The sequence below is a fragment of the Streptomyces sp. NPDC046712 genome, from assembly GCF_040645695.1.
GTDB lineage: Bacteria > Actinomycetota > Actinomycetes > Streptomycetales > Streptomycetaceae > Streptomyces.
In genome coordinates this window covers 41981-65564 of the sequence record NZ_JBEYYW010000005.1, presented here as the reverse complement: position 1 = coordinate 65564, position 23584 = coordinate 41981, and the positions used below count along the sequence as shown (strand labels likewise).

Sequence of the window (23584 nt, the reverse complement as noted above, 5' to 3'; positions counted from 1 at the left end):
CCCCGCTAACCGCCGCAGTGGAACCGCGCGTTCCCCCAGTCCGCGTGATCGTTGCCGTTCCCGTCGCCGCCGTCCGCGACCACCAGGTCGACATAGGACGCCCCGATGACGTCGGCGGTCAGCGACCAGGCCGGGTCGGTCGCCTTGAGGACCGGCGACGTCACCTTCTCCGTGCCGTCGGCGCGCACGCTGAACCGGACGGTGCCGCGGGTGGCCTGGACGTCGTCCACGCCGACCTCGGCGGTCAGCGAGGTGCACTTCCCGCCGAGGTAGTAGCGGACCGTGGCCGGAGCGTGGGTGCCCAGGCCCTTCGCGTACGCCACTCCCCCGATCCTGAGCGGGCTGCCGTCGCCGGTGCCCGTCTCGCCGTTGGACAGGTCGCGCTCGACCGGCCCCCAGCCGTTGGCGGCGGACGTCCAGTCCAGGTCGCTCGCCCAGCTGTCCGTGGTGGGCGGCGGGGGCAGCGTACGGACGGAGGTCGCGGCGGTCAGCCTCCGCGCCTCTCCCCCGACGGTGTACGTGACCGTCGAGCGGAGCGGGTACGTCTGGTACGCCGCGTCCACCGGGGGCGTCACCTTCCAGGTGGCGGTGGCCTGTTCGCCCGCCGCGACCGTCCCGAGGGCGACGGGTCCGGTCGGCTCGGCGGTCCAGCCCGCGGGGAGTTCCAGGGCGGCCGTGGCGCCGGCGACGGCGTTCGCCTCGTCGTTGGCGAAGGTGGCCGTGACCTGGTTCGGGCGGCCCGGCTCCAGGGTCTCCGGGGCGGCCAGCGCGAGCGTGCCGCAGGCCGCCTTCTCCGGCGCCGGACCGAGGTCGGTGACGGTGAAGCCGTCGAGGACGAAGTCGGCGCCGTCGGGGGCGTCGCCGCGCTTGCGCAGTCCGGTCCAGGTGTCGCCGCAGCCGGCCGTCACGGTCTCCTCGAAGCGGCCGGTGGTCCGCTGCTGTCCGAGGGGTGTGCGACGGGTCTCGACGGAACCGCTGCCGTTCGTACGGTCGTAGCCGGTGACCCACTCGTACGCGCCCGCGTGGCTCGACTGGTAGTCGTACGCGACGCGGTAGGTGTGCCCGTCCTTCATCGGGACGGTCCAGGGTGCGGTCCGGTAGACCAGGCCGCTGTTCTCGTCGTGGGACTTCAGCGACTCGGCGCCGCCGATGACGTCGTCGACGAGCTTTCCGTTCCAGCCGGCCTGGGTGTACGGGGCGTGCAGCTGGGCGATGTGCGTGCGGGGGTCGGTGGTGCCGCCGGAGTCGCCCTTGAGAAAGGGGCCCCAGCCCTGGTCGACGGCCTCGAAGTCCTCGTACGCGAGCGTGCCGGCCTTGACCGCGGGACTGTTCGCGACGATCCGGACGTCGTCGATCCGGACGGCCGCCGGACTTCCGCTCGCTGCCTCGATCCTGAGGGTGGTGGAGCCGCTGCCGGGGGCGGTGAAGGTGACCTTGGCGCGCTGGAGGCGGGTGCCGTTCCAGTCGGATGCGGCGACCCGGTCCTCGACGGCCGAGCGCTCGACGGTGACGGACCTCCCGCCGACGGACAGGGTCGTCGGGCGGGTCTTCCCCGGCTCGACCTCGATCAGGGCGGAGGCGGTGTACCGCTTGCCGGGGGTGAGACCGGTGATCTGCTGCCGTACGGACGCCGTCGCGGAGCCGGTGAGCTGCCCGCTGTTGCGGCCCTGGGTGTCGGTGTCGCGGGCGACGGTCCCGGCCTTGGTCCAGGCGCCGAGCCTCGCGTCGTTGAAGCCGGGGTCCTTGACCGGGGTGCCTTCGCCCCAGCGGGGATCGCGGGGCTCGGGGGCGACGTTCGGGTACAGGACGTAGGGCTGTCCGGCGGCGGCGTCGAGGGTGACCCTTCCGCCGACGGGGCGTACGGTCGCGGTCTTCACGCGGCCGTTGTCGGTGAGCTTGTACACGCTGTACGAGCCGGTGCCCGCGACGGCCCACGTGGTGCGGCCGCCCGCCTTGTTGTAGTGGTACAGCTTCGTGCCGCCGTCCCACGGCAGCAGGTAGTTCTCGCCGTCGAGGACCTTGCGGCCGTTCTCGTAGAAGGTGCGGCGGCCGTCCTCGACGGTGCCGCGCACCCCGCCCGTGAAGCTGAGGTCGTTGCCGTTCCAGCGCGTGATCCGCTGCTGCTGGAGGTACTTGGCGGGGAGGTTCTTCTGCCAGATGTTGGCGTAGAAGTGGTTCCAGTCGGTCTCGCCGGTCCAGCCCTCGAAGTCTTCGAGGGCGGTCTGGCCGAGGACCGGGTGGTTGTTCCAGATGTCCTTCTCGCCGTTGCGGATGAAGCGGATGATCTGCGAGTTGAGGCCCTTGTTGGTGGCGCCGCCGTAGTTCAGGTCGTTGGCCCAGTGGGACCAGAGGGAGGCCCGTTCGAACTTCTCGGACCACTCGGTGGCGACGTTCCAGCCCTGCGCCTGCACGGCCTGCATCGTCTTGTCGGCGATCCAGCCGTGCGTGTAGTAGACGTCGATGTAGAGCATCGACAGGTTGGGGTCGGTCTCGTCGCGCAGCTGCTGGAAGCGGCGGGCGAGGTCGCCGCTGTTGATGTCCCGGCGCTGGTCGATGTAGTAGCTCTGGTTGAGCCAGTTCCAGCCGGGCTTGGTCTTGTCGACGAGGGTCTCGCTGAAGTTCTTCGCCTCGGGGTACGACTCCGTGGCGTTGACGTGGACGCCGAAGCCGGCGCCCCACTTCTTGCCCTCCCTCAGCAGCTTGTTGAGGTCGTCGAGGCCGCCGGCCCGCTTGTTGTAGTTGCCGCCGTAGTCGGGGTGGGCGGAGTCGTGGCCCTCGGAGCCGTACCCCTTGAGCAGCGCGAACTGGCCGAGTCCGTCGGTGGCGAGCGAGATCCGCTTGACTTCGTCGAGGGTGCGCAGGAAGGGGTGGGTGGCGTTGGAGGCGAAGTTGAACGGGATGTGGGCGACGACCCGGCCGGGGGTCTGCTCGCTGCCCGGAGCCTTGACGCCGATCGTGCGGAAGGCGAGCGCGCCGTCCTGCCAGTCGGTCTTCCCGTCGGCGTTGGCGTCGGGGGTGACGACGACCTTGGCCCAGGGGAGGTTGTCGCCGCTCTCGGGCCGGGTGGCTCCGGCGCCGCGGTAGGTCCACTGTCCCGACCAGACGCCGACACGGGTCTCGGTCGCGGTCCTGCGGGCCTGGTGCCAGAAGCGCGCGCCGTCACGGGCGCTCGGTCCCGAGGGCTTGTCGTAGCTGGAGTTGGACTCCACGGCGGCGGCGAGCTGCCCGGTGTTGACAAGTGCGTAGCTCGCCCCGACGGCCGTGGCTTCGGCCGGAGTGGCGTCGGTGACCTTGGCGAAGACGTCGGCGGTGCGGGTGGAGTCGGGGTCGAGCCGGGTGAAGGCGGTCTCGGCCCCGGTGTCGGACGAGCCGACGGAGACGAGGTCGTGGCCGGGTATGTCGAGGGTGCCGACCCGGAAGGCCTCGGTGTCGCGGACGGCGGTGACCTTGAAGGTGGTGGCCCGGCCGCTGACGCTCAGGGTCGCGTCGATCTCGACGCCCGTCAGGGCGGGGAAGGCGAGGGTGTACGCCGCGCTGGTGGCGGTCAGCACGGGGGCGCCCTTGGCCTGCACCGCGTACGCCGTGCCGTTGAGGACGATCTGGGTGACCGGGGCCGTACTCCCGAGGAGACGGGCGCCGGTGGCGCGGTCGGTGTACGAGACGACGCGCGGGAAGTCCTCGGCGACGGTGACGGAGAGCTGGTCGGAGCCGATGACGGCTTCGGCCGTACGGGACACGGGGGCTTGTGCGAGGGCCGGTCCGGACAGGGCGAACACGGCCGACGAGGCGACGGCGAGCGCGCAGGCCGCACGGATTCTTCGCGACTTGGGGAGGGACATGGGGACTAGTTGGCCCGGGCCGCGCGACACCGTCAACGAGATCGCGCCCCGGCGGCCCCACCAGTCCAAGAACCCCCTTCGGTTAGTCCAAGTGACCGCCGAAGGGGGCTTCTTGGTGCGGGAACGACCTCAGCAGCCGCCGCAGTTGTAGTAGGTCACGTCCCAGTGGTTGCCCTCGTCGGCGTAGATGTTGCCGGCTCCGGACTTCCACTGCGGAGCGCCGTCGCCGCGCACCCCGATGTAGGTGAAGGTGTTCTTGATGTAGTTCCCGATGCAGGTGTACTTGCTGTAGTCGAGCTTGTAGCCGTTCCAGTGCGAGTACGTGCCGCCGGCGTGGCCGGTCTCGGTGCCGCCGGTGATGTTGAGCGCGCAGCCGCTGGCGCTCTTGAGGGTCTGGGCGCCCTGCGCGGTGGCGAGGTTGAGCTGCTCGAACGACGTACACGTCGGGTTGTTGCGGTCGGAGCAGCCGCCGGACGAGGACCAGGTGATACCTGAGCTGCGGAACATCGAGGTCGCGGTGGCGTGGCTGATCTTGGTGGCGGCGTGTGCGTCGGTGGCGCCGGCGAGGACGCCGACCCCGGGGGCGAAGAGGGCGCCGAGGACCAGGGCGAGCGCGGTGAGGACGGAGCGGAGCTTCATCGGGGGGTTGCCTCCTGCTGATGACCGTGACGGATGGGGACGGCGGTGCAGGTGGAGCAGACCGTGCTGATCGAGCAGTGAGATGGTGCCGCAGTTCTACGCGCGTCCGCCAGAGGGCGTCGGACACCGTCCGGATGAACTTCTTCCCTAGATGTTGAAACTTGAACGGAATAGGTCTATGGTCGATCTCGTTGAACCTTCAACAAAGCTCGCACCTCGTCCCCAAGGAGCACGTCATGGGCATCTTCAACCGCAAGGCCAACGAGACCGCCACCGCCGTCGCCACCCTCCCCGTCGACCCGGCCCTGGCCGCGCTGACCGGCGACTACACCATCGACCCGGCCCACAGCAGCATCGGCTTCACCGTCCGTCACGCCATGGTCACCAATGTGCGCGGCACCTTCGCCGAGCACGAGGGCACGCTGAAGCTGGACGGCTCGAACCCGGGCGCGTCCGCCGCCGCCATCGACGTCAAGATCGCCTCCATCGACACGGGCATCGCCGACCGCGACGGCCACCTGCGCAGCGGCGACTTCTTCGACGCCGAGCAGTTCCCGCTCATGACCTTCCGCTCCAAGGAGGCCGAGCAGCTGGGCGGCGACAAGTACCGCGTGACCGGAGACCTCACGATCAAGGACGTGACGAAGCAGCTCGCCATCGACCTGGAGTTCAACGGCACGGCCACGGACGTCTACGGCAACGAGCGCGTCGGCTTCGAGGGCTCGGCCGAGATCCTGCGCTCCGACTGGGGCCTGACCTGGAACGCGGCCCTGGAGACCGGTGGCGTCATGGTCAGCGACAAGGTGAAGCTGAACTTCGACATCTCCGCGATCAAGAACGCCGCCTGAGCCCCACGGGACCCCGCCCGGGCTCCCTGAGCAGACACGAGCGCGCCCGCCTCTCCGTTTCGACGGAGGGCGGGCGCTCGGCGTTTTCCGGGACGGGTCAGGCGGCCTCGGCCGCCGCCCGCACCACCGCCGGGATCAGCCGGTCGTTCTCCGGAGCGCCGGGGCCGGACATGAAGCCGAAGCGGCGACGGGTGTAGCTGTACGCGAGGCCGGTGGACGGGTCCGCGAAGGCCTGGGAGCCGGGGGCGCCGCTGTGGCCGATCGCGGCAGGGGTCAGGGCGGGGTGGCGGGTGGCCAGCGGGACGAAGCCCAGGCCGAAGGCGTTCTCCTCGCCCGTCACCAGGTCGGTGCCCGAGGAATGGATCCGGGCCACCTCGGCAAGGGTGTCCGGCTTCAGGAGCGGGGCCCGGCCGTCGAGCTCGCCGGCGATCGCCGCGTACATCCGCGACAGGCCCCGCGCGGAGCCGATGCCACCGCCGGAAAGCGGCGCCTTGGCCCGTACCGTACGGGAGTTGGCATACGCGACCAGGTCCAGCGGCGGGTCAACGTGGCAGCCGAAGGCGATGGCCATGAGGCTGTCGGGGGCGATCGGGTTCGCCTCCAGCAGGGCCTGCTGCGCGGGGGTCGGCTTCAACGGCAGCGCGGCGCGGAAGCGGGGCTCCAGCTCCTCGGGAAGCCCGAGGTAGTAGTCCAGGGCGTACGGGGCCCGGACCCGCTCCTCGAAGTGCTCCTGGATCGTGCGCCCGGTGGCCCGGCGTACGACTTCGCCGACCAGCGCGCCGATGACGAGGGCGTGGTAGCCGTGGCCGGAGTCCGGTTCCCAGAAGGGGCGCTGCCCCGCGAGCCGTGTGGCGATCACCCGGTCGTCGGCGACCTCGTCGAGCGTGAGACCGCCGTCGGTGTTGAGCACACCCGCGCGGTGGGCCAGAAGCTGGCGCAGGGTGATTCGCCCCTTGCCCTCGGCGGCGAACTCCGGCCACCAGAAGGCGACTTCGCGGTCCAGGTCGAGCACGCCGTCCTGCACGAGGAGCGCGGCGACCAGCGCCATCGCGCCCTTGGAGGAGGAGTAGAGGCCGAGCAGGGAGTCCCCCTCGACGCCGTCGCCGCCCCACAGGTCGACGACCTGCCGCCCCTGGTGGTAGACGGCCAGCTGAGCCCCGCCGTCGCTCGCCTCGTTCGCGACGACGGTCGCGAACTCCTCGCGTACGGACTCGAATCCGGGCTCCACGGTGCCGTGGACGTCACTCATCGCTGTCTCCCCCTCGATGGCTCCACTGCGGTCGCCGGGAAGAACGATCACCGGCACCGGATTCTTCCCAGGGCGTTGTCAGTGGGTGTCGCTAGCTTCGGATTCATGGAATTCCGTATCGACAGCAGCGAATTGACCGACGCCGTGGCCTGGGCCGCCCGGGTCCTGCCCGCCCGGTCGCCCATGCCCGTGCTCGGCGGGCTGCTCCTGGAGGCGAGTGGCGGCCGACTGCGGGTCTCCGGCCTCGACTACGAGGCGTCGGCGCGCATCGAGGTCGAGGCGGACACCGCGCGGGAGGGCAGGGCGCTGGTCCTCGGGCGGCGGCTGCTCGACATCTGCAAGGTGCTGCCCCGAGGCGTGGTGGAGTGCGCGGTCGAGGGGGCGCGGCTCTCCGTGACGGGCGGGGAGGCCCGCTTCGGGCTCTCCCTGCTGCCGCTGGACGACTATCCGGCGCAGCCCGGGCTGCCCGCGTTCCGGGGCGTGGTGGACGCCGAGGCGTTCGCGGTGGCCGTCGGACAGGTGGCTGTCGCGGCGGGCCGTGACGACTCTCTGCCGGTCCTCACCGGGATACGGCTGGCGCTCGACGGGACGACGATGACGCTGGCCGCGACCGATCGCTACCGCTACGCGGTCCGCACGCTGGAGTGGAAGCCCGAGGGCGCGGACGGGGGCGGCGCGGGGGACGGCGAGGGCGCGGACAGGGGCCTGGCGGGGGACGGGGAGGGCGCGGACGTGGTGGTACCGGCCCGCCGGCTGACCGAGATCGCCCGCTCCCTGACGTCGGCGGGGCCGGTCCGCCTCGCCCTGGACGGCGGTTCGATCGGCTTCGAGAGCGAGGGGACGCGGACGACGACCCGTCTGCTGGACGGCCGGCTCCCCCGCCACGACAAGCTCTTCTCCCTGGGCGAGCACGCCGTCGCCGTGACCGACCGGGCGCCGCTGCTCGAGGCCGTGAAGCGGGTCGCGGTGGTCGCGGAGGGCGACAGCCCAGTCCAGCTCGCCTTCGCCGGCGACACCGTCCAGCTCCAGGCCGGGTACGAGGACGACGTGGCCTCCCAGCGCCTCCCGGCGCTGCTCGAGGGCTCGGAGTCGATGACGGTCGCGTTCAACCCCGGATACCTCCTGGACGCACTCGGCTCCTTCGACTCCGAGTCGGTCCGCTTCCATCTCATCGGCCCGGGCCAGCGGGCCCTGATCACCGACCGGCCGGACGGGGTCCACCAGCATCTGCTGATGTCGGTGAAGCCCCTGGTGTAGCCCCACCGGCCCTCCGATCACCGTCTCCTCCCATCGTCTCCTCCCAACGTCTCCCCGGGTGAACGTGCGTGCGGCTGCACGCCGACTGACTGCGCGCCACAGCCGCGGGGTTGTGCCCACGGGGTGATGCCGACGCCCAAGTGGAGTCCACGAGTGGTGGACGTCTCACCGCAGGCACAGGCTGACGTACGCATGCCCGCCCCGATCACGCGGCGGCGGGCGGAGCCACTCCGCGTCGTCCCGGCCGGGGCGGGCGGGAACGTCGGAGAGACGGGATCACATGACGGAACAGGACATCGGTCCGGGCTGCCCGCCGTCCGTTCACCAGGGCGGCAGGTCGGTACGAAGGTGGGCGCAACACCGGTACGCACGGCGACGCTCCCGGCGCGCGCGCACCACTGCGGCGCTCGTCGCCGCGGGTCTGGCCTTCCTCGGAACGGCCGGCACGACACCGAACGGTGCCGCGTCACCCCCTCCCACCGGGCCCCATCCGGGAGGTCCGGCACGGTTCGTGCCCGGTCCCTGCCCGCAGACGCCCGAGCCCGAGCCGATCCCCGGACGGTGCGGGCTCCTGGAGGTGCCCGAGAGCCGGTCCCACCGCGGCGGGCGGACCATCAAGCTGACCGTCGCCATCATTCCGGCCACGTCGACGAAGCCCGCCAAGGACCCGGTGGTGTTCATGGAGGGGGGTCCCGGCGGCGACGCGATCGGGGCCATCCCCTTTCTGATCGACTCCGGCGTGAACCGGGATCGCGATCTCATCGTCATGACCCAGCGCGGCGGGCCCTACTCACAGCCGTACCTCGCCTGCCCGGAGATCGACCGGTTCAGCGCGGACGCCGTGGGGCTGCCCTACGACGCGCCCTCGACCGGGCGGCTCCTGGTGAGCGCCGCCAAGGAGTGCAGAGTCCGTCTGACCGCCGACGGCATCGACCTGCGCGCCTACAACACCACCGAGAACGCCGCGGACTTCGCCGCCCTGCGCAAGGCGCTGGGCATCAAGAAGTGGAACGTCTACGGGTACTCCTACGGCACCGACCTGGCGCTCACCTACCTGCGCCGGCACCCCCAGGGGATCCGCTCGGTGACGATCGACTCGGTCGTGCCCCCTCAGATCGTGAGCCTGCCGTGGGCCTGGGACAGCGCCCAGGAGGGGATCAACACGATCTTCGCGGCGTGCGAGGCCCAGCCCGCCTGCAAGAGCCGCTACCCGGACCTCTCGCGCAAGCTGACGGAGCAGGTCCGCCGCCTCGAGGCGAACCCCCTCACCCTGACCGTGCAGCCGCCGGGGGGAGGGAGCCCGGTGAAGGTCGTCCTCGACGGGGGCACACTGGTGAACCTGCTGGTCACCAACGGCGGCGCCCTGCCGTCCGCCGACGTCCCCGCGGCCATCGACGAACTCGCCCGCGGCAATCCGGAGCGCTTCGCGCGGGCACAGGCCGCCGGCGCGGGTACGCCCGTCGTCGCCCAGGCCCACGGTCTGACGCATTCGGTGGTGTGCAGCGAGTGGGCGCCGGGCTTTTCGGAGTCCGACGTCCTCGAGGCGGGGCGCCGGGCGTTCCCCGGGTGGCCGGACACGGTCCTGGCCCACGCACCGCAGCTTCCCTTCGAGTACGACCTGTGCCGTGTCTGGAACGTCCCGGACCGCACCGCGATCCAGCGCGTGACCACCTACAGCAAGGTGCCGACGCTGATCATCTCCGGAACGTTCGACGCGAAGACGGGGGCGAGCTGGGGGCCGTACGCCGGTCGCACGCTGCCCTGCTCGACGGCCGTGCAGATTCCCGGGATCGGCCACTTCGTGGTTCCCCAGTCGCCCTGCGCGCAGAGCGTCCTGGCTTCCTTCCTCGCACGTCCGACCGCGCCCGACACCGGTTGTGTGGCGGGGCTCGCGCCGAAACCGTTCACCATCACCCCTGACCCGGAGAGAACATGATGTCCCTCTGCCCTCCCCGCCACCGGCGCGCGTTGCGCCGGCTCCCGGCCACGCTGGCCGGGGCCACAGCCGGCGCCCTCGTCGTCGGCCTCGCCGCGATGCCCGCACGAGCCGAGGGCGGCGACGGAGGGCCGCTCGGCACGGTCGCCCGGACGGCGGGAGGCGCCCACTTCGAGCCGGGCCCCTGCCCGAGGACGGCCGACCCGATCCCGGCCCTCGAGGACGCCCGCTGCGGAACGCTCACCGTTCCCGAGAAGCGCACCCATCGCAAGGGACGGAAGAAGATCACCCTGGCGGTCGCGATCATCCCCGCGGCCACCAGCAGACCGGCACCCGACCCGATCGTGTGGCTCGCCGGCGGACCCGGCGACGACGCGGTCTCCGAGATCCCGATGGCGCTCGCCGGCGGCCTGAACCGCGACCGCGACGTGATCTTCATGTCCCAGCGCGGCACCTACTCGGCCGACCCGGAGCTCACCTGCCGGAACGTCGACGAGTTCGCCGCGAACTCCCTCGATCTCGTCTTCGGTGCGCCGTCCACGGGGCGCCTGCACGTCGAGGAGACACGGAAATGCCGTGAGCAGCTGGTGAGCCGCGGGGCCGACCTCAGCGCCTACAACGGCACCGAGAGTTCCGCCGACTACGACGACCTGCGCAAGGCCCTGGGCATCAGGCAGTGGAACGTGTTCGGCATCTCCTACGGCACCGACCTGGCGCTCCAGTACATGCGTCTGCACCCCAAGGGCATCCGGTCGGTCGGCATCGACGGCGTCCTGCCGCCGTCCCTGGCCGGCGGGGCCGTGACCTGGAAGGCCGCACGCGAGGGCTTCGACAGCATCTTCAAGGCGTGCGCGGAGCAGCCCGCCTGCAACACCCGCTACCCGAACCTCAAGGCCACCTTCGAGCGGCTCGTGGTCGAGCTCGAGGCCCGGCCGGTCACCACCACCGTCACGGTTCCGGGCCACCCGGAGCCGGTGAAGGTCGTGATCGACGGCGGGCTCCTGGTGAACTGGCTGACCTTCGCCAGCCATCTCGCGGCCGGAGTGCCCCGCTCCATCGACGAACTGGCCCACGGCAACCCGCAGCGGATCGCCGAGCAGTACGCGGGCGGAAAGCTCAGCCCGCAGGCCATCGGCAGGGTCTCTCACGGGCTCGTCTTCGGCGTCTTCTGCAGGGAGTGGACTCCGTTCGAGAGTGAGGAGGACGTGATCCGGGCAGGGCGGCGCCTCTTCCCGTCGTTCCCCCGCTCGGTACTGGCCAACGCGCCGCTTCTCAGCTGGATGCACGCGGACTGCCGTGCCTGGGACGTCCCCCCGGCCCACCCCTCGATCCGGCAGCGGACGTACAGCGACATCCCGACCCTCGTCCTGTCCGGCGGGTTCGACTCCCAGACCGCGCCGAGCAGCGGGCCGTACGCCGCCCGCACGCTGAGCCGGTCCACCGCCGTCACGGTCCCCTACGTCGCCCATGTCGTCTTCGCCGACTCGCAGTGCGCGCAGACGATGACCGTCTCGTTCTTCGACCGTCCGAACGCGCCGGACACGCGGTGCCTCGCCGGTCTCCAGCCACCTCAGTTCGAGATCGCGCCGTGAGGCGGCCGGGGGCGGCCGTCCTCACCGGCCAGGTGCACCGCCCGGGTCGGGCGGCCTAGAACCCGCCGCCCCCGAAGTCCCCGCCGCCTCCGAAGTCGCCGAAGCCACCGCCACCGCCGTAGTCGCTGGACCCGAAGTCTCCGGAGCTGAACTCGGCTCCGGAGACGTCGCCGCCCTCGAACTCCCCGCCGCCGTACTCGGAGGCGTAGGCCGGGGTGGCGAGCATCGAGCCGAGCATGGTGCCGACGAGGAGACCGGGGAGCATGCCGCCGCCGAAGTAGCCGCCGGCCCAGGGGCCGTACGCCGGTCCCGCCTCCCAGTACGGGCGGCGGCCGTCGTAGGTGTCGACGGTACGGGCCAGGGGCTCCTGCCCGTCGTCGAGGCGGGCGGCGTCGGCGGCGCAGACCGGGACCTCGCGGGCGGCGCCGCCGGCCGGGGTCCAGGTCCGGTCCGCGGTCGACGGGCCGTGGCGCGGGTCGAAGAAGCAGGGGGAACGGCGCTCGGGCAGCGGCCTGGACTCGCGGCGGGCGGCCAGGACGGCGAGCGAGAAGCGGCCGTCCTCCAGCTGCTGGGTCACTCCCTTGACGTCGTGCGGATGCGTGGCGGAGCCCATCAGCGACTTGGCCTTGTCGTAGGAGTCCAGCGCGCGCTCGTAGTCGCCGCGCATGGCGTCGTCGGCGCCGGCCTCGGCCGGGTGGAAGTCGAGGCGTTCGAGCTCCTCGCCGAAGGCGGTGATGTCCTCGTCGACGACGACCCGGAGCTTGTCCAGGGCCTCGCGCTCCTCGGACTCCTTGCGGAGCCGGTTGCGGCGGACGATCGCGTACGCGCCCGCGCCGCCGGCGGCGACGAGCGCACCGAGGGTGATCAGTCCGCCGACGGGGACGCCGTCGTCCGCGCCCACCGTGCCCCAGGAGGCGGGGGCGGAGCCGGACAGGGTCGGCAGGGCCTGGTCGACGAAGTTGTTCAGCTCGGTGTTCGCGTCGACACCGGGCTGGCGTACGGAGGTGACCAGGTTGTTCACGGCGTCCGCGGACATCACCGAGCGGTCGGCGGCGGCGTCGAACCCGTCACCGAGCCGGACCGCGTACAGCCCTGTCACCCCGGTCTGGGTGCGCAGATTGCGCAGGAGGTTCTCGGGCGGATACTCGCTGGTCGCGGGCAGTACGGCGATGAAGAGCGGCTTGTCCGCGTCCTCGATCTTCTGGGCGAGGGCGTCCGCGTCGGCCGTCGAGAGCTGGTCGGCGGCGCCCGGATCGACGTACACCGGGCCCTGCTTCAGAGCCGTGGCGGCGTCCGGTATCCCGGTGATCCCGGCCCCCGCTGAGGGGGCCAGGATCAGGAGCAGCAGCAGTGCCAGCCCGGCGAGGGCCGACAGGAGATGGAACGGCCTGGTCCTCATACCATCGAAACTACCCCTAAAGGGCGATTACGAGACATAGGGGACCCGGTCGGAACGAGAGAGGGCCTACTCCGCGGGGTCGATGCCCACCCGCAGCAGCCCGTAGGTGAACGCGTCCTCCAGCGCCTGCCAGGACGCGGCGATCACGTTCTCCCCGACGCCGACCGTCGACCACTCGGCGTTGCCGTCGCTGGTGGTGATCAGGACGCGGGTCGTGGACTCCGTGCCGTGGCGCCCCTCCAGGATGCGGACCTTGTAGTCGACCAGCTCGAACTTGGCGAGCGGCGGGTAGATCCGCTCCAGGGCCACCCGCATCGCCCGGTCCAGGGCGTTGACGGGACCGTTGCCCTCCGCGGTGGCGACGATCCGCTCACCCTTGGCCCACAGCTTCACGGTCGCCTCGTTGGCGTGCGTACCGTCGGGCCGGTCCTCGACGATCGCGCGCCAGGACTCCGTACGGAAGTAGCGGCGCGGCCGCCCCTCGGCCTCCTCGCGCAGCAGCAGCTCGAAGGAGGCGTCGGCGGCCTCGTAGGTGTAGCCCTGGAGCTCGCGCTCCTTGACCCGCTCGACGACACGGCCGACCAGTGCGCGGTCGCCGCCCAGGTCGACGCCGAGCTCCTTGCCCTTGAGCTCGATGGAGGCGCGGCCTGCCATGTCGGAGACGAGCATCCGCATGGTGTTGCCGACGAGCTCGGGGTCGATGTGCTGGTAGAGGTCGGGGTCGACCTTGATCGCGGAGGCGTGCAGTCCGGCCTTGTGGGCGAAGGCGGAGACACCCACGTAGGGCTGGTGGGTGGAGGGCGTGAGGTTGACGACCTCGGCGATCGCGTGCGAGATCCGGGTCATCTCCTGCAGCGCGCCCTCGGGCAGCACCTTCTTGCCGTACTTCAGTTCCAGCGCGGCGACGACCGGGAAGAGGTTGGCGTTGCCGACCCGCTCGCCGTAGCCGTTGGCGGTGCACTGGACGTGCGTGGCGCCCGCGTCGACGGCGGCCAGGGTGTTGGCGACGGCGCAGCCGGTGTCGTCCTGGGCGTGGATGCCGAGCCGGGCACCCGTGTCGGCGATGACGGTGGCGACGACGGCCTGGACCTGGGCGGGGAGCATGCCGCCATTGGTGTCGCAGAGGATCACGACATCGGCGCCGGCCTCGGAGGCGGCGCGGACGACGTCCTTGGCGTACTGCGGGTTGGCCTTGTAGCCGTCGAAGAAGTGCTCGCAGTCGACGAAGACGCGCCGGCCCTGGGAGCGCAGGTGGGCGACGGTGTCGCGGACCATCTCCAGGTTCTCGTCCAGGGTGGTGCGCAGCGCGAGTTCCACGTGCCGGTCGTGCGACTTGGCGACCAGCGTGATCACCGGCGCGCCGGACTCGAGCAGCGCCCTGACCTGCGGGTCGTCCGCGGCGCTGCCGCCCGCCCTGCGGGTCGCGCCGAACGCGACGAGCTGCGCGTTCTTGAAGGCGATCTCCTGCTGGGCGCGGGCGAAGAACTCCGTGTCACGCGGGTTGGCGCCGGGCCAGCCGCCCTCGATGAAGCCCACGCCGAAGTCGTCGAGGTGCCGCGCGATGGTCAGCTTGTCCGCGACGGTGAGGTTGATGCCTTCACGCTGCGCCCCGTCGCGCAGCGTCGTGTCGAAGACATGGAAGCTGTCGTCGAGACGCGGGCTCTCGTCGGTCTCCGTGGTCATGACTGTGATGGCTCCTGTCGGATGTGGCTCCGGAAGGTCTGGATCCACTTGCCCCCATTCTCACGCGTCGTCCGTTTCCGGCGGTGGTGGGGCCGGAAAACGAAAAAACCTCTCGCGGGTGCGAGAGGTCTGCGCGCGGGTCTGGGGCACGGTGTCCACTGCCGCGGGGGTCGAGTCGCGGTTCAGCGGTCACTGCGGACCGGCGCGCTGCTGCCGATAATCATCGTGGTAGCAAGCACGTCGGCAGTCTGCCACACCCCTGCGCCCCGCGGGATGAAGGTCTCAGGATGCGGGCAGCGCGCGTGTCCGGGGCGGGGCGTCCTCTGTCCGGGTGCGGGGCCCCGCGAGAGGCCCGCATCCGAGGCATCGGCGGGCCGCCGCGCGGGCCTCGGGCGTCGGCTCCGGCCGGGGCAGCGGAGCCGCCCCGCCGACCCGGCCCAGGTCGATGTCCCGGGTCTCGCGTTACGGTCGCAGCATCAGGGTTTCGGAGACGAACTCCCGTACATGTGCGATGACGTGATCGCGTCCCGTGCCGGGGATGCCGACCGCGACATGGACGCTGAACCCGTCGAGCAGGGCCCGCATCCGGGCCGCGTACCGGTCGGGGTCGACCGGCCGGAACTCGCCGCGCGAGACGCCCTCGGCGATCAGCGCGACCAGGTCCCGGTGCCAGGCGCCCTCGATGGCGGCCTGCCGGGCACGGGCGTCGTCGTCGGCGTTCTGGGACCGGTTCCAGACCTCGAGCCAGAGGGTCCAGTGGGGGTCCCGGGGGCCGTCGGGGACATAGACGTCGATGTACCCGTCGAGCCGCTCGCGGGCGGTCCCCGGCCGCGAGAGCAGGGCGCTGCGCTCGGTCCCGAGCCGCCCCTCGCTCCACTCCAGGGTCTGCAGCAGCAGCTCGTCCTTGGTGCGGAAGTAGTAGAGCAGGTGCCCACTGCTCATCCCGACCTCGCGCCCGAGCCCGGCCATGGTGAGCCCCTCGAGCCCACGCGCGGCGATGGTGTCCATCGCGGCGGCGAGAAGCTCCTCGCGGGGCGGGGCGGGGTGGTTGCGGCGCCGGGGGGAAGCGGATGAATTCGGGCTGATGCTGCTCACTCGTACGTTCTACCCGATCGGCCCGGGGTCGGTGTCCCGGACCCATGCGTCCATGCGTGCCCGCAGCTCCCGGACCTGGTCGGGGCCGGGCTCTCCGGCAGCGGCCTCGGCGAACTGCGCCGCACCGAACGCGCCGTCGACCACGAGGCCGAAGTCCTCCGCGGAGAGCTCCTCGGCGAGCAGCGCGGAGAGCGCCTGGAGATCGCCCTCGAACACCCCGTCGCGGTCCATCTCGCGCAGGCGGTGGACGGTCCGGACGAGGTCGGGGCGCAGGGTCATCCAGCCGCGGGACGAGGCGATCTCCCGGTCCACGCGCTCCATGAACCAGCGCATGACCTCGTACGGGACGTGGTGGCGACCCGACGCGGGGTCGACGCACACGGTCGGCTCCCGCGCCGGGTCCTCGTCCGGCACGATCGCCGTCACGAGGGTCCGGTCGTCGGCGACGTGGTCCAGCTCCAGGTACCAGGCGTCGTCCGGTACGGAGTACATGATCTGGATCGCGTAGTCGGCACCCTCGTGCGTGATCACTGGCATGGCCGCAGGCTGTCATACAGCCCGCGGCCCGCCCATCGGATTTCAGACCTTCGGCTGCTGCTGCGTGATGCAGTGGATGCCGCCGCCGCCCGCGAAGATGGTGCGGGCGTCCACCAGCGTCACGATCCGCTCCGGGAACAGCCGACGGAAGATGCCCGCCGCGATCTCGTCGTTCGGGTCGTCGAAGCCGCAGAGGACCACGCCGCCGTTGCACAGGTAGTGGTTGATGTAGGAGTAGTCGACCCAGTCGCCCTCCTCGTCCTTCAGGACGGTGGGGGCCGGGATCTCCACGACCTGCAGCGTGCGGCCCTTCGCGTCCGTCTGGCGGTTCAGCAGGTCGACGTACATCCGGGAGCGCTCGTAGTCGGGGTGGGCCGGGTCCTGCTGGCTGTGGACGACCACGACGCCGGGCTTGGCGAAGGCCGCCACGATGTCCACGTGGCCCTGGGTGCCGTAGAGGCCGTAGTCACCGGTGAGGCCGTGCGGCAGCCAGATCGCCTTCGTCGTGCCGAGCTTGGCGTGGATCTCGGCCTCGACCTGCTCGCGGGTCCACTCCGGGTTCCGGCCGGCGCCGAGCTGGACGGTGTCGGTCAGCAGGACCGTTCCCTCGCCGTCGACGTGGATCGCCCCGCCCTCGTTGACGAGGGGGGAGGACAGCACGGGGACTCCGGCCACGTCCGCCACATGGCGGGCGATCTTGGAGTCGTGCTCCCAGCGGGCCCAGTCCTGCGCGCCCCAGCCGTTGAACACCCAGTCCACGGCGGCGAGCTCGGAGCCGTTCGTGACGAACGTCGGGCCGATGTCCCGCATCCAGGCGTCGTCCAGTTCGCGCTCCACGAGCTCGACGTCCGGGCCGAGCAGTTCGCGCGCGGAGTCCAGCTGGCCGGGTCCGACCACCATGGTCACCGGCTCGAAGCGGCGTACGGCACGGGCCACGGAGGCCCACGCGGTGCGGGCCTCGGCCAGCTCCTCCTCGTTCGTGAAGGTGGGGTTGGGGCTGGGCCAGGCCATCCACGTGCGCTCGTGCGGGGCCCACTCGGCCGGCATTCGGAAGGTCATGGGAGGAGTCCTCAGAGGAAGTAGAGACGGTTCAGGGAGATGGAGTCGGCCGGCTCGGAGCGGATCGGTTCGCCGTCCAGCGACACCAGTCCGGTCCGGCCGTCCACCCCCACCTGTCCGATACGGGAGTTCAGGAGCAGGTCGCCGGGGCCGATGCCGCGGGTGCCGCGGACGGCGACCCGGCGGCGTCGGGTCGGCATCCGGTCGGAGCCGAGGTCGACGGCGGCCTGGGCGACGAAGGCGACCGAGATGTCGGCCGGGGTGGCGCCGTGGGCGCCGAACAGCGGTCCGAGGACGAGCGGTTCACAGGTGTCGGTGGCGGCGTTCGGATCGCCCACGACCCCCCACGCGGGGAAGCCGGACTTGAGCACCAGCTGCGGCTTGGCGCCGAAGAACTCCGGCCGCCACAGCACGATGTCGGCCATCTTGCCGGCCTCGATCGAGCCGATCTCGTGTGCGAGGCCGTGGGCGATCGCCGGGTTGATGGTCAGCTTGGCCATGTAGCGCAGCACGCGCGCGTTGTCGTCGTGCGCGCCGTCGCCCTCGAGCGGGCCCAGCTCGGCCTTCATCTTCCCGGCCATGGCGAAGGTCCGGCGTACGGTCTCGCCGGCCCTTCCCATCCCCTGCGCGTCGGAGGAGGTGATCCCGATCGCGCCGAGGTCGTGCAGGACGTCCTCCGCGCCCATCGTCCCGGCCCTGATCCGGTCGCGCGCCATGGCGGCGTCCCCGGGCAGGTCGGTCTTCAGGTCGTGGACGGAGACGATCATCCCGTAGTGCTCGGCGACCGCGTCACGGCCGAAGGGCAGCGTGGGGTTGGTGGAGGAGCCGATGACGTTCGGCACCCCCGCCATCTTCAGGACGTTGGGCACATGCCCGCCGCCGCAGCCCTCGATGTGGAAGGCGTGGATCGTCCGGCCGTCGAGGACCCTGAGCGTGTCCTCGACGGAGAGGCATTCGTTCAGGCCGTCGCTGTGCAGGGCGACCTGGACGTCGTGCTCCTCGGCCACCCTGAGCGCCGTGTCCAGGGCGCGGGTGTGCGCACCCATGTCCTCGTGGACCTTGAAACCGGACGCGCCGCTCTCGGCGAGGGCCTCGACCAGCGGGGCCGCGTCCGAGGAGGAACCGCGGCCGAGGAAGCCGATGTTGACGGGCCAGGCGTCGAAGGCGTTGAAGGCGTGCTTCAGCGCCCATGGCGAGTTGACGCCAACCCCCCAGACAGGACCGAACTCCTGTCCGATGATGGTCGTGACACCCGAGGCGAGGGAGGCCTCCATGATGCGCGGGGACAGCAGGTGGACATGGGTGTCCACGGCGCCGGCGGTGGCGATGAGGCCCTCGCCGGAGACGATCGACGTACCGGTGCCGACGACCACGTCGACACCGTCGAGGGTGTCGGGGTTCCCGGCGCGCCCGACGGCGTGGATCCGGCCCTCACGAATACCGATCGACACCTTGCGGATGCCCTGAACGGCGTCGATCACCAGGACGTTGCTGATCACGACGTCGCAGGTCTCGCGGACGGCCGCGGCCTTCAGATGAAGACCGTCACGGGCGGTCTTGCCGAAGCCGGCGAGGAACTCGTCGCCCGGCCTCTGCGAGTCCGACTCGACCCGGACGACGAGCCCGGAGTCGCCCAGGACGACCCGGTCGCCCGCGCGGGGGCCGTGCACCGATGCGTACTCGTACGGGTCCATCACTCGCCCTCCTTCATGGGCTGCACTCCCAGGTAGCCGCAGGCCGCGGCGCGGCGCAGGGCCTCTTCCTTCGCGCCCGGCGCGTCCAGCGGGCCGTCGACCAGGCCCGCGAAGCCGATGGCGACGCGCGCGCCGCCGATGGGGACGAGGCCGACCTCGGCCTCACCGCCCGGATCGAAACGGAACGACGCCCCGGCGGGGATGGCCAGCCGCATGCCGTAGGCGGCGGCCCGGTCGAAGTCGAGGCGCGGGTTGGCCTCGAAGAAGTGGAAGTGGGAGGTCACGCTGACGGGGACGGTCGCGGTGTTGCGGACGCTCAGGGTCAGGGCCGGCGACTGCTCGGCCTCGGTGGGGCCCGGCAGCAGCGCGCCGGGGGCGCCGTCACCCAGGTTCCCGCCGCCGATCGGGTCGGAGACGACCGCAAGCCGCGAGCCGTCGTCGAAAACGGCCTCGACATGCACTTCGGTGACGACATCGGCCACACCCGGCAGCACGTCGTCCGGGCCGAGCACGGACCGGGCGGCGGCGATCGCCTCGGCGAGCCGGCTGCCGTCGCGGGCCGCCTCGCAGACGGTGTCCGCGATGAGGGCGGTCGCCTCCGGCACATTGAGCCGCAGGCCCCGCGCCCGGCGGGCCCGGGCGAGCTCCGCGGCGCCGAAGATCAGCAGCCGGTCGCGCTCCGTGGGGGTCAGTCGCACGTCAGAAACACCTCCTGTTTGAGCACCACTCTAAACGCTGAAACCTTCACATCCAAGCATTGACGTGGTCCACTGGCATGGGTCACATTGAGCGCCGCTCAAAATCTCTCCCACCCCCCACCCCGCCCCTCTTCCCCGCAGGGAGTGCCCATGCCGATAGAACAGCGCGGAGTCGACACCATCCCCGAAGCGGAACGCACCAGCGGTCCGCGTGACCTCCTGTCGATCCTCCTCGGCTCGAACCTCTGCCTCGGAGTGATCGTCTTCGGCTGGCTGCCGGTCTCCTTCGGCCTCGGGCTGTGGGCGTCGGTGACCTCCGTCGTCACCGGCACGCTCGTCGGCGTCGCCGTGACCGCCCCGCTCGCGCTCGTCTCACTGCGGACCGCGACGAACCTCTCCACCTCCAGCGGCGCCTTCTTCGGCGTACGCGGCCGGCTCGTCGGTTCCGTGGTCGGGCTGCTGCTCTCCCTCGGCTACACCGCGCTCACCCTGTGGATCGGCGGGGACGTGGTGGTCGGCACGCTCGCCCGGCTCACCGGACTGCCGACCGGCGACACCATGCACGCGGTGGTGTACGCGGTGCTCGCCGCCTGCACGGTCGTCTTCGCGGTCTACGGCTACCGGCTGCTGCTCCAGCTCAGCAAGGGGCTCGCGATCGGCATGACCCTGCTGCTCGCACTGGGCCTGGTCGCCTACGCGGGCGACTTCACCGCGGCGCCGGTGCCCGAAACCCCGTACCTGCTCGGCTCGTTCTGGCCGACCTGGGTGCTCTCGGCGGTCGCCGCCGGACTCAGCGGGCCGGTCGCCTTCATCACCCTGCTCGGCGACTACACCCGCTACATCTCCCCGGCGCGGCACAGCTCGAAGAAGGTCCTGCGCACCACGTGTATCGGCCTCACCGCCGGCCTGTTGATCCCTCAGCTCTTCGGTACGTACACGGCGTTGGCGGCGCGCGGTGCGCTGGACTACGCGGGCCCGCTCGTCGCGGCCTCCCCCGCCTGGTACGTGGTGCCGCTGCTGCTCGCGGCGACCGCCGGCTCGGTCGGCAACGCGGGCCTGATGCTGTACTCGATGGGCCTCGACCTGGACGCGATACTGCCGCGCGCGACCCGGGCGCGGGCGACGCTGGTGGTCGCGGCGGTGGCGACGGCCTTCGTCTTCCTCGGCCACTTCGCCTCGGACGCGCAGTCCGCGATGACGTCGTTCGTGCTGCTGCTTACGGCGATCGGCACGCCCTGGGCGGTGATCACCCTGATCGGGCACGCGCGCTGCAAGGGCACGTACGACCCGGAGGCGCTCCAGGTCTACAACCGCCGGGCGCGGGGCGGCGCGTACTGGTTCACGGCCGGGTGGCACCCGCGGGCGACGGCGTGCTGGGCCGTGGGGGCGGGCGTGGGCCTCGCCGCGGTCTCGACGCCCCTCTACGAGGGACCGCTGCTCGCCCTGACGGGCGGGATCGACTGCAGCTTCATCCTGTCGGGGCTGGTGGGCGGGGCGCTGTACGCGGTGCTGACCCCGGGCCGCGCTGCGGCGCCCGTGCGGGTACAGGAACCGGAGCAGGAAGCCGCCGCGGCCTGAGCGGCGCAGGCCAAGGCGAAGGCCCCCGGTGCGTGGCTCGCCGCCACGGCCCGGGGGCCTTGTCGATCAAGGGATGCCCTAGCCCAGCTGGTGGGTCCAGCCGTGGACGTCCTCGGCCTTGCCGGTCTGGATGGCGAGGAGCGCCTCGCGGAGCCTCATCGTGACCTCGCCCGGCTGCCCGCCCGACTGCTGCCACTCGCCACGGCCCGACTTCACGACGCCGACCGGGGTGATGACCGCGGCCGTGCCGCAGGCGAAGACCTCGGTGAGCGTGCCGTTCTCGGTGTCGGCCTTCCACTGGTCGATGGAGACGCGGCCCTCCTCGGACGCGTAACCGAGGTCCTTGGCCAGCTGCAGCAGCGAGTCACGGGTGATGCCGGCGAGCAGGGAGCCCGTCAGCGTCGGCGTGACGATCTTGTCGCCGTACACGAAGTACAGGTTCATGCCGCCGAGCTCCTCGACCCACTTGTGCTCCACGGCGTCGAGGTAGGCGACCTGGTCGCAGCCCTTCTCCGCCGCCTCGGCCTGGGCCAGCAGGGAGGCCGCGTAGTTGCCGCCGGTCTTGGCGTCGCCCATACCGCCGGGGACCGCGCGGACGCGGTCCTCCGAGAGCCAGATGGAGACGGGCTTCACGCCACCGGGGAAGTACGGTCCGGCGGGCGAGGCGATGACGACGAAGAGGTACTCGTTCGCCGGCCGCACCCCCAGCCCGACCTCGGTCGCGATCATGAACGGACGCAGGTAGAGGGACTCCTCGCCGCCGTGCGCCGGGACCCATGCCTTGTCCTGCTGGACGAGGACGTCGCACGCCTCGATGAACGTCTCGACGGGCAGCTCCGGCATGGCCAGCCGGTGCGCGGAGGCCTGGAAGCGCCGGGCGTTGGCGTCGGGGCGGAAGGTGGCGACGGAGCCGTCGGGGCGGCGGTACGCCTTGAGGCCTTCGAAGATCTCCTGCGCGTAGTGCAGGACGTTCGTGGCCGGGTCGAGGGAGAGCGGGCCGTACGGCACGAGCTGACCGTCGTGCCAGCCGCGGCCCTCGGTCCACCGGATGGTCACCATGTGATCGGTGAAGTGGCGGCCGAATCCCGGGTTGGCCAGGATCGCCTCGCGCTCCGCGTCGGACAGCGGGCTGGAGGAGGGCTTGAGCTCGATCGTGGGCGTCGTCATGAGTGCTTGTCCTTCACCGGTTGTGTGTGACGGACCGCGCTCACGCCGCTATCAGTGCTCTGCTAGGACGTCCGAGCTTTCCCGCATGCCGCGGCCCCACGTTCGATTATCGCCCGTGGGGGACGGTGCACGGAAACGGCGTGCATGCGATCCATGAGTTGATGGTGGCACCCCACGGCCGCATAGGTACAGCCGCCGGGTGCTCGATGCGACCCGGCGGCTGTGTGACGTCAGTCGACGGGTCAGCTCGCTACGCGTACGGCGAGCGCGTCGCCGATCTCGTCCGTGGTGCGGACGGAGTCGCCGCGCTCGGTCAGATCGGCGGCGACGGCGGCCTCGATGCGGGCGGCCTCGGTCTCGTGGCCGAGGTGGCGCAGCAGGAGGGCGACGGAGAGAACGGTGGCCGTCGGGTCGGCCTTGCCCTGGCCCGCGATGTCCGGCGCGGAACCGTGGACGGGCTCGAACATGGACGGGAACTCGCCGCTCGGGTTGATGTTGCCGGAGGCGGCGACGCCGATGCCGCCGGAGACGGCCGCGGCGAGGTCGGTGATGATGTCGCCGAAGAGGTTGTCGGTGACGATCACGTCGAACCGCTCGGGCTGCGTGACGAGGAAGATCGTCGCCGCGTCCACGTGCAGGTAGTCGGTGGTGACCTCGGGGAACTCCTCGGCCACCTTGTTGAAGATGTTGGTCCAGAGGTGACCCGCGTACGCCAGGACGTTGTTCTTGTGGACCAGCGTCAGCTTCTTGCGCGGGCGGGCCTGGGCGCGGGCGAAGGCGTCGCGGACGACGCGCTCGACACCGAACGCCGTGTTGACGGAGACCTCGGTGGCGACCTCGTGCGGGGTGCCGGTACGGATCGAGCCGCCGTTGCCGGTGTACGGGCCCTCGGTGCCCTCACGGACCACGATGAAGTCGATCTCGGGCTGGCCCTTGAGCGGGGTCGACACGCCGGGGAGCAGCTTCGACGGACGCAGGTTGACGTGGTGGTCGAAGAGGAAGCGGAGCTTCAGCAGGAAGCCGCGCTCCAGCACACCCGACGGCACCGACGGGTCGCCGATCGCGCCGAGCAGGATGGCGTCGTGCTGCTTGAGGGCCTCGGCGTCCGCGTCGGTGAGGGTCTCACCGGTCGCGTGGTAGCGCTTGGCGCCGAAGTCGTACTCCTTCGTCTCCAGCTTCACGTCCTGCGGGAGCGCGGCGGCGAGGACCTTGAGGCCCTGGGCCACGACCTCCCGGCCGATGCCGTCGCCGGGAATGACTGCGAGATTGATGCTGTGAGACATGTCGGCACCCTACTCCTCGTCCCAGCGTCTG

The 23584-nt window shown here is 71.4% G+C and carries 17 protein-coding genes; 5 read left to right on the top strand and 12 right to left on the bottom strand.

All coding sequences use genetic code 11. The annotated features are described in order from the left end of the window. Nucleotides 1–5: 5 nt before the first annotated feature. Both ABZ939_RS08750 and ABZ939_RS08745 read right to left on the bottom strand, forming a co-directional pair. Nucleotides 6–3839 (bottom strand): endo-alpha-N-acetylgalactosaminidase family protein, encoded by a 3834-nt coding sequence (locus ABZ939_RS08750; RefSeq protein WP_361850825.1) that lies wholly within the window; start codon nt 3837–3839, stop codon nt 6–8. 129 nt (nt 3840–3968) lie between these two features. Further along, entirely contained in the window at nt 3969–4478 is a 510-nt protein-coding gene (locus ABZ939_RS08745; RefSeq protein WP_361850823.1) for a hypothetical protein, read from the bottom strand. A gap of 236 nt (nt 4479–4714) precedes the next feature. On the opposite strand from ABZ939_RS08745, the gene ABZ939_RS08740 reads away from it, so the two are divergent. After that, complete coding sequence (locus tag ABZ939_RS08740; protein ID WP_361850821.1) at nt 4715–5326, top strand: YceI family protein; 612 nt, start codon at nt 4715–4717, stop codon at nt 5324–5326. A gap of 97 nt (nt 5327–5423) precedes the next feature. Here the strand turns inward: ABZ939_RS08740 and ABZ939_RS08735 are convergent, their stop codons facing one another. Continuing rightward, nucleotides 5424–6575, bottom strand: coding sequence for a serine hydrolase domain-containing protein (locus tag ABZ939_RS08735; RefSeq protein ID WP_361850819.1), 1152 nt, complete (start codon nt 6573–6575; stop codon nt 5424–5426). 105 nt (nt 6576–6680) lie between these two features. Between ABZ939_RS08735 and dnaN the strand changes: the two genes are divergently transcribed. The 3 genes from dnaN to ABZ939_RS08720 all read left to right on the top strand — a co-directional run bounded on the left by dnaN (nt 6681) and on the right by ABZ939_RS08720 (nt 11360). Continuing rightward, nucleotides 6681–7832, top strand: a complete 1152-nt coding sequence (gene dnaN, locus ABZ939_RS08730) for a DNA polymerase III subunit beta (RefSeq protein ID WP_361850817.1) — start codon at nt 6681–6683, stop codon at nt 7830–7832. A gap of 511 nt (nt 7833–8343) precedes the next feature. Further along, nucleotides 8344–9768, top strand: a complete 1425-nt coding sequence (locus ABZ939_RS08725; RefSeq protein WP_361850815.1) for an alpha/beta fold hydrolase — start codon at nt 8344–8346, stop codon at nt 9766–9768. After that, nucleotides 9765–11360: an alpha/beta hydrolase gene (locus ABZ939_RS08720; protein ID WP_361850813.1), complete on the top strand. Its 1596-nt coding sequence runs from the start codon at nt 9765–9767 to the stop codon at nt 11358–11360. The genes ABZ939_RS08725 and ABZ939_RS08720 overlap by 4 nt, the downstream gene beginning before the upstream one ends. 55 nt (nt 11361–11415) lie before the next feature. Here the strand turns inward: ABZ939_RS08720 and ABZ939_RS08715 are convergent, their stop codons facing one another. From ABZ939_RS08715 to ureA, 7 genes are all read right to left on the bottom strand, one after another. After that, entirely contained in the window at nt 11416–12759 is a 1344-nt protein-coding gene (locus ABZ939_RS08715; protein WP_361850811.1) for a hypothetical protein, read from the bottom strand. A 66-nt stretch (nt 12760–12825) separates the two neighbouring features. After that, nucleotides 12826–14442: a citramalate synthase gene (cimA, locus tag ABZ939_RS08710; RefSeq protein ID WP_361850809.1), complete on the bottom strand. Its 1617-nt coding sequence runs from the start codon at nt 14440–14442 to the stop codon at nt 12826–12828. Nucleotides 14443–14904: 462 nt separating this feature from the next. Beyond that, complete coding sequence (locus ABZ939_RS08705; RefSeq protein ID WP_361851295.1) at nt 14905–15528, bottom strand: TetR/AcrR family transcriptional regulator; 624 nt, start codon at nt 15526–15528, stop codon at nt 14905–14907. 18 nt (nt 15529–15546) lie between these two features. After that, a complete protein-coding gene (locus tag ABZ939_RS08700; RefSeq protein ID WP_361850807.1) occupies nt 15547–16074 on the bottom strand; it encodes a hypothetical protein in 528 nt (175 codons plus the stop codon). Nucleotides 16075–16116: 42 nt separating this feature from the next. Beyond that, nucleotides 16117–17133: an agmatine deiminase family protein gene (locus tag ABZ939_RS08695; RefSeq protein WP_361850805.1), complete on the bottom strand. Its 1017-nt coding sequence runs from the start codon at nt 17131–17133 to the stop codon at nt 16117–16119. 11 nt (nt 17134–17144) lie between these two features. After that, the gene (locus tag ABZ939_RS08690; RefSeq protein WP_361850803.1) at nt 17145–18827 is read right to left on the bottom strand and encodes an urease subunit alpha; all 1683 of its coding nucleotides are present in this window, start codon (nt 18825–18827) and stop codon (nt 17145–17147) included. Then, complete coding sequence (gene ureA / locus ABZ939_RS08685; protein WP_361850801.1) at nt 18827–19525, bottom strand: urease subunit gamma; 699 nt, start codon at nt 19523–19525, stop codon at nt 18827–18829. The genes ABZ939_RS08690 and ureA overlap by 1 nt, the downstream gene beginning before the upstream one ends. Nucleotides 19526–19675: 150 nt before the next feature. On the opposite strand from ureA, the gene ABZ939_RS08680 reads away from it, so the two are divergent. Continuing rightward, complete coding sequence (locus ABZ939_RS08680) at nt 19676–21103, top strand: cytosine permease (RefSeq protein WP_361850799.1); 1428 nt, start codon at nt 19676–19678, stop codon at nt 21101–21103. A gap of 78 nt (nt 21104–21181) precedes the next feature. On the opposite strand, the gene ABZ939_RS08675 is transcribed toward ABZ939_RS08680, so the two are convergent. Both ABZ939_RS08675 and ABZ939_RS08670 read right to left on the bottom strand, forming a co-directional pair. Next, nucleotides 21182–22270 carry a branched-chain amino acid aminotransferase gene (locus tag ABZ939_RS08675; RefSeq protein WP_361850797.1) on the bottom strand — a complete coding sequence of 363 codons (1089 nt, stop codon included), beginning with the start codon at nt 22268–22270 and terminating at the stop codon, nt 21182–21184. Between the two features lie 242 nt (nt 22271–22512). Continuing rightward, nucleotides 22513–23553 (bottom strand): 3-isopropylmalate dehydrogenase, encoded by a 1041-nt coding sequence (locus tag ABZ939_RS08670; protein ID WP_361850795.1) that lies wholly within the window; start codon nt 23551–23553, stop codon nt 22513–22515. Nucleotides 23554–23584: the final 31 nt, after the last annotated feature.

What these genes read in the sequence shown, in the direction of transcription:
- ABZ939_RS08750 (WP_361850825.1), bottom strand. Translation starts at nt 3,839, where the DNA reads ATGTCCCTCCCCAAGTCGCGAAGAATCCGTGCGGCCTGCGCGCTCGCC.
- ABZ939_RS08745 (WP_361850823.1), bottom strand. Translation starts at nt 4,478, where the DNA reads ATGAAGCTCCGCTCCGTCCTCACCGCGCTCGCCCTGGTCCTCGGCGCC.
- ABZ939_RS08740 (WP_361850821.1), top strand. Translation starts at nt 4,715, where the DNA reads ATGGGCATCTTCAACCGCAAGGCCAACGAGACCGCCACCGCCGTCGCC.
- ABZ939_RS08735 (WP_361850819.1), bottom strand. Translation starts at nt 6,575, where the DNA reads ATGAGTGACGTCCACGGCACCGTGGAGCCCGGATTCGAGTCCGTACGC.
- dnaN (WP_361850817.1), top strand. Translation starts at nt 6,681, where the DNA reads ATGGAATTCCGTATCGACAGCAGCGAATTGACCGACGCCGTGGCCTGG.
- ABZ939_RS08720 (WP_361850813.1), top strand. Translation starts at nt 9,765, where the DNA reads ATGATGTCCCTCTGCCCTCCCCGCCACCGGCGCGCGTTGCGCCGGCTC.
- ABZ939_RS08715 (WP_361850811.1), bottom strand. Translation starts at nt 12,759, where the DNA reads ATGAGGACCAGGCCGTTCCATCTCCTGTCGGCCCTCGCCGGGCTGGCA.
- cimA (WP_361850809.1), bottom strand. Translation starts at nt 14,442, where the DNA reads ATGACCACGGAGACCGACGAGAGCCCGCGTCTCGACGACAGCTTCCAT.
- ABZ939_RS08700 (WP_361850807.1), bottom strand. Translation starts at nt 16,074, where the DNA reads ATGCCAGTGATCACGCACGAGGGTGCCGACTACGCGATCCAGATCATG.
- ABZ939_RS08695 (WP_361850805.1), bottom strand. Translation starts at nt 17,133, where the DNA reads ATGACCTTCCGAATGCCGGCCGAGTGGGCCCCGCACGAGCGCACGTGG.
- ABZ939_RS08690 (WP_361850803.1), bottom strand. Translation starts at nt 18,827, where the DNA reads ATGGACCCGTACGAGTACGCATCGGTGCACGGCCCCCGCGCGGGCGAC.
- ABZ939_RS08680 (WP_361850799.1), top strand. Translation starts at nt 19,676, where the DNA reads ATGCCGATAGAACAGCGCGGAGTCGACACCATCCCCGAAGCGGAACGC.
- ABZ939_RS08675 (WP_361850797.1), bottom strand. Translation starts at nt 22,270, where the DNA reads ATGACGACGCCCACGATCGAGCTCAAGCCCTCCTCCAGCCCGCTGTCC.
- ABZ939_RS08670 (WP_361850795.1), bottom strand. Translation starts at nt 23,553, where the DNA reads ATGTCTCACAGCATCAATCTCGCAGTCATTCCCGGCGACGGCATCGGC.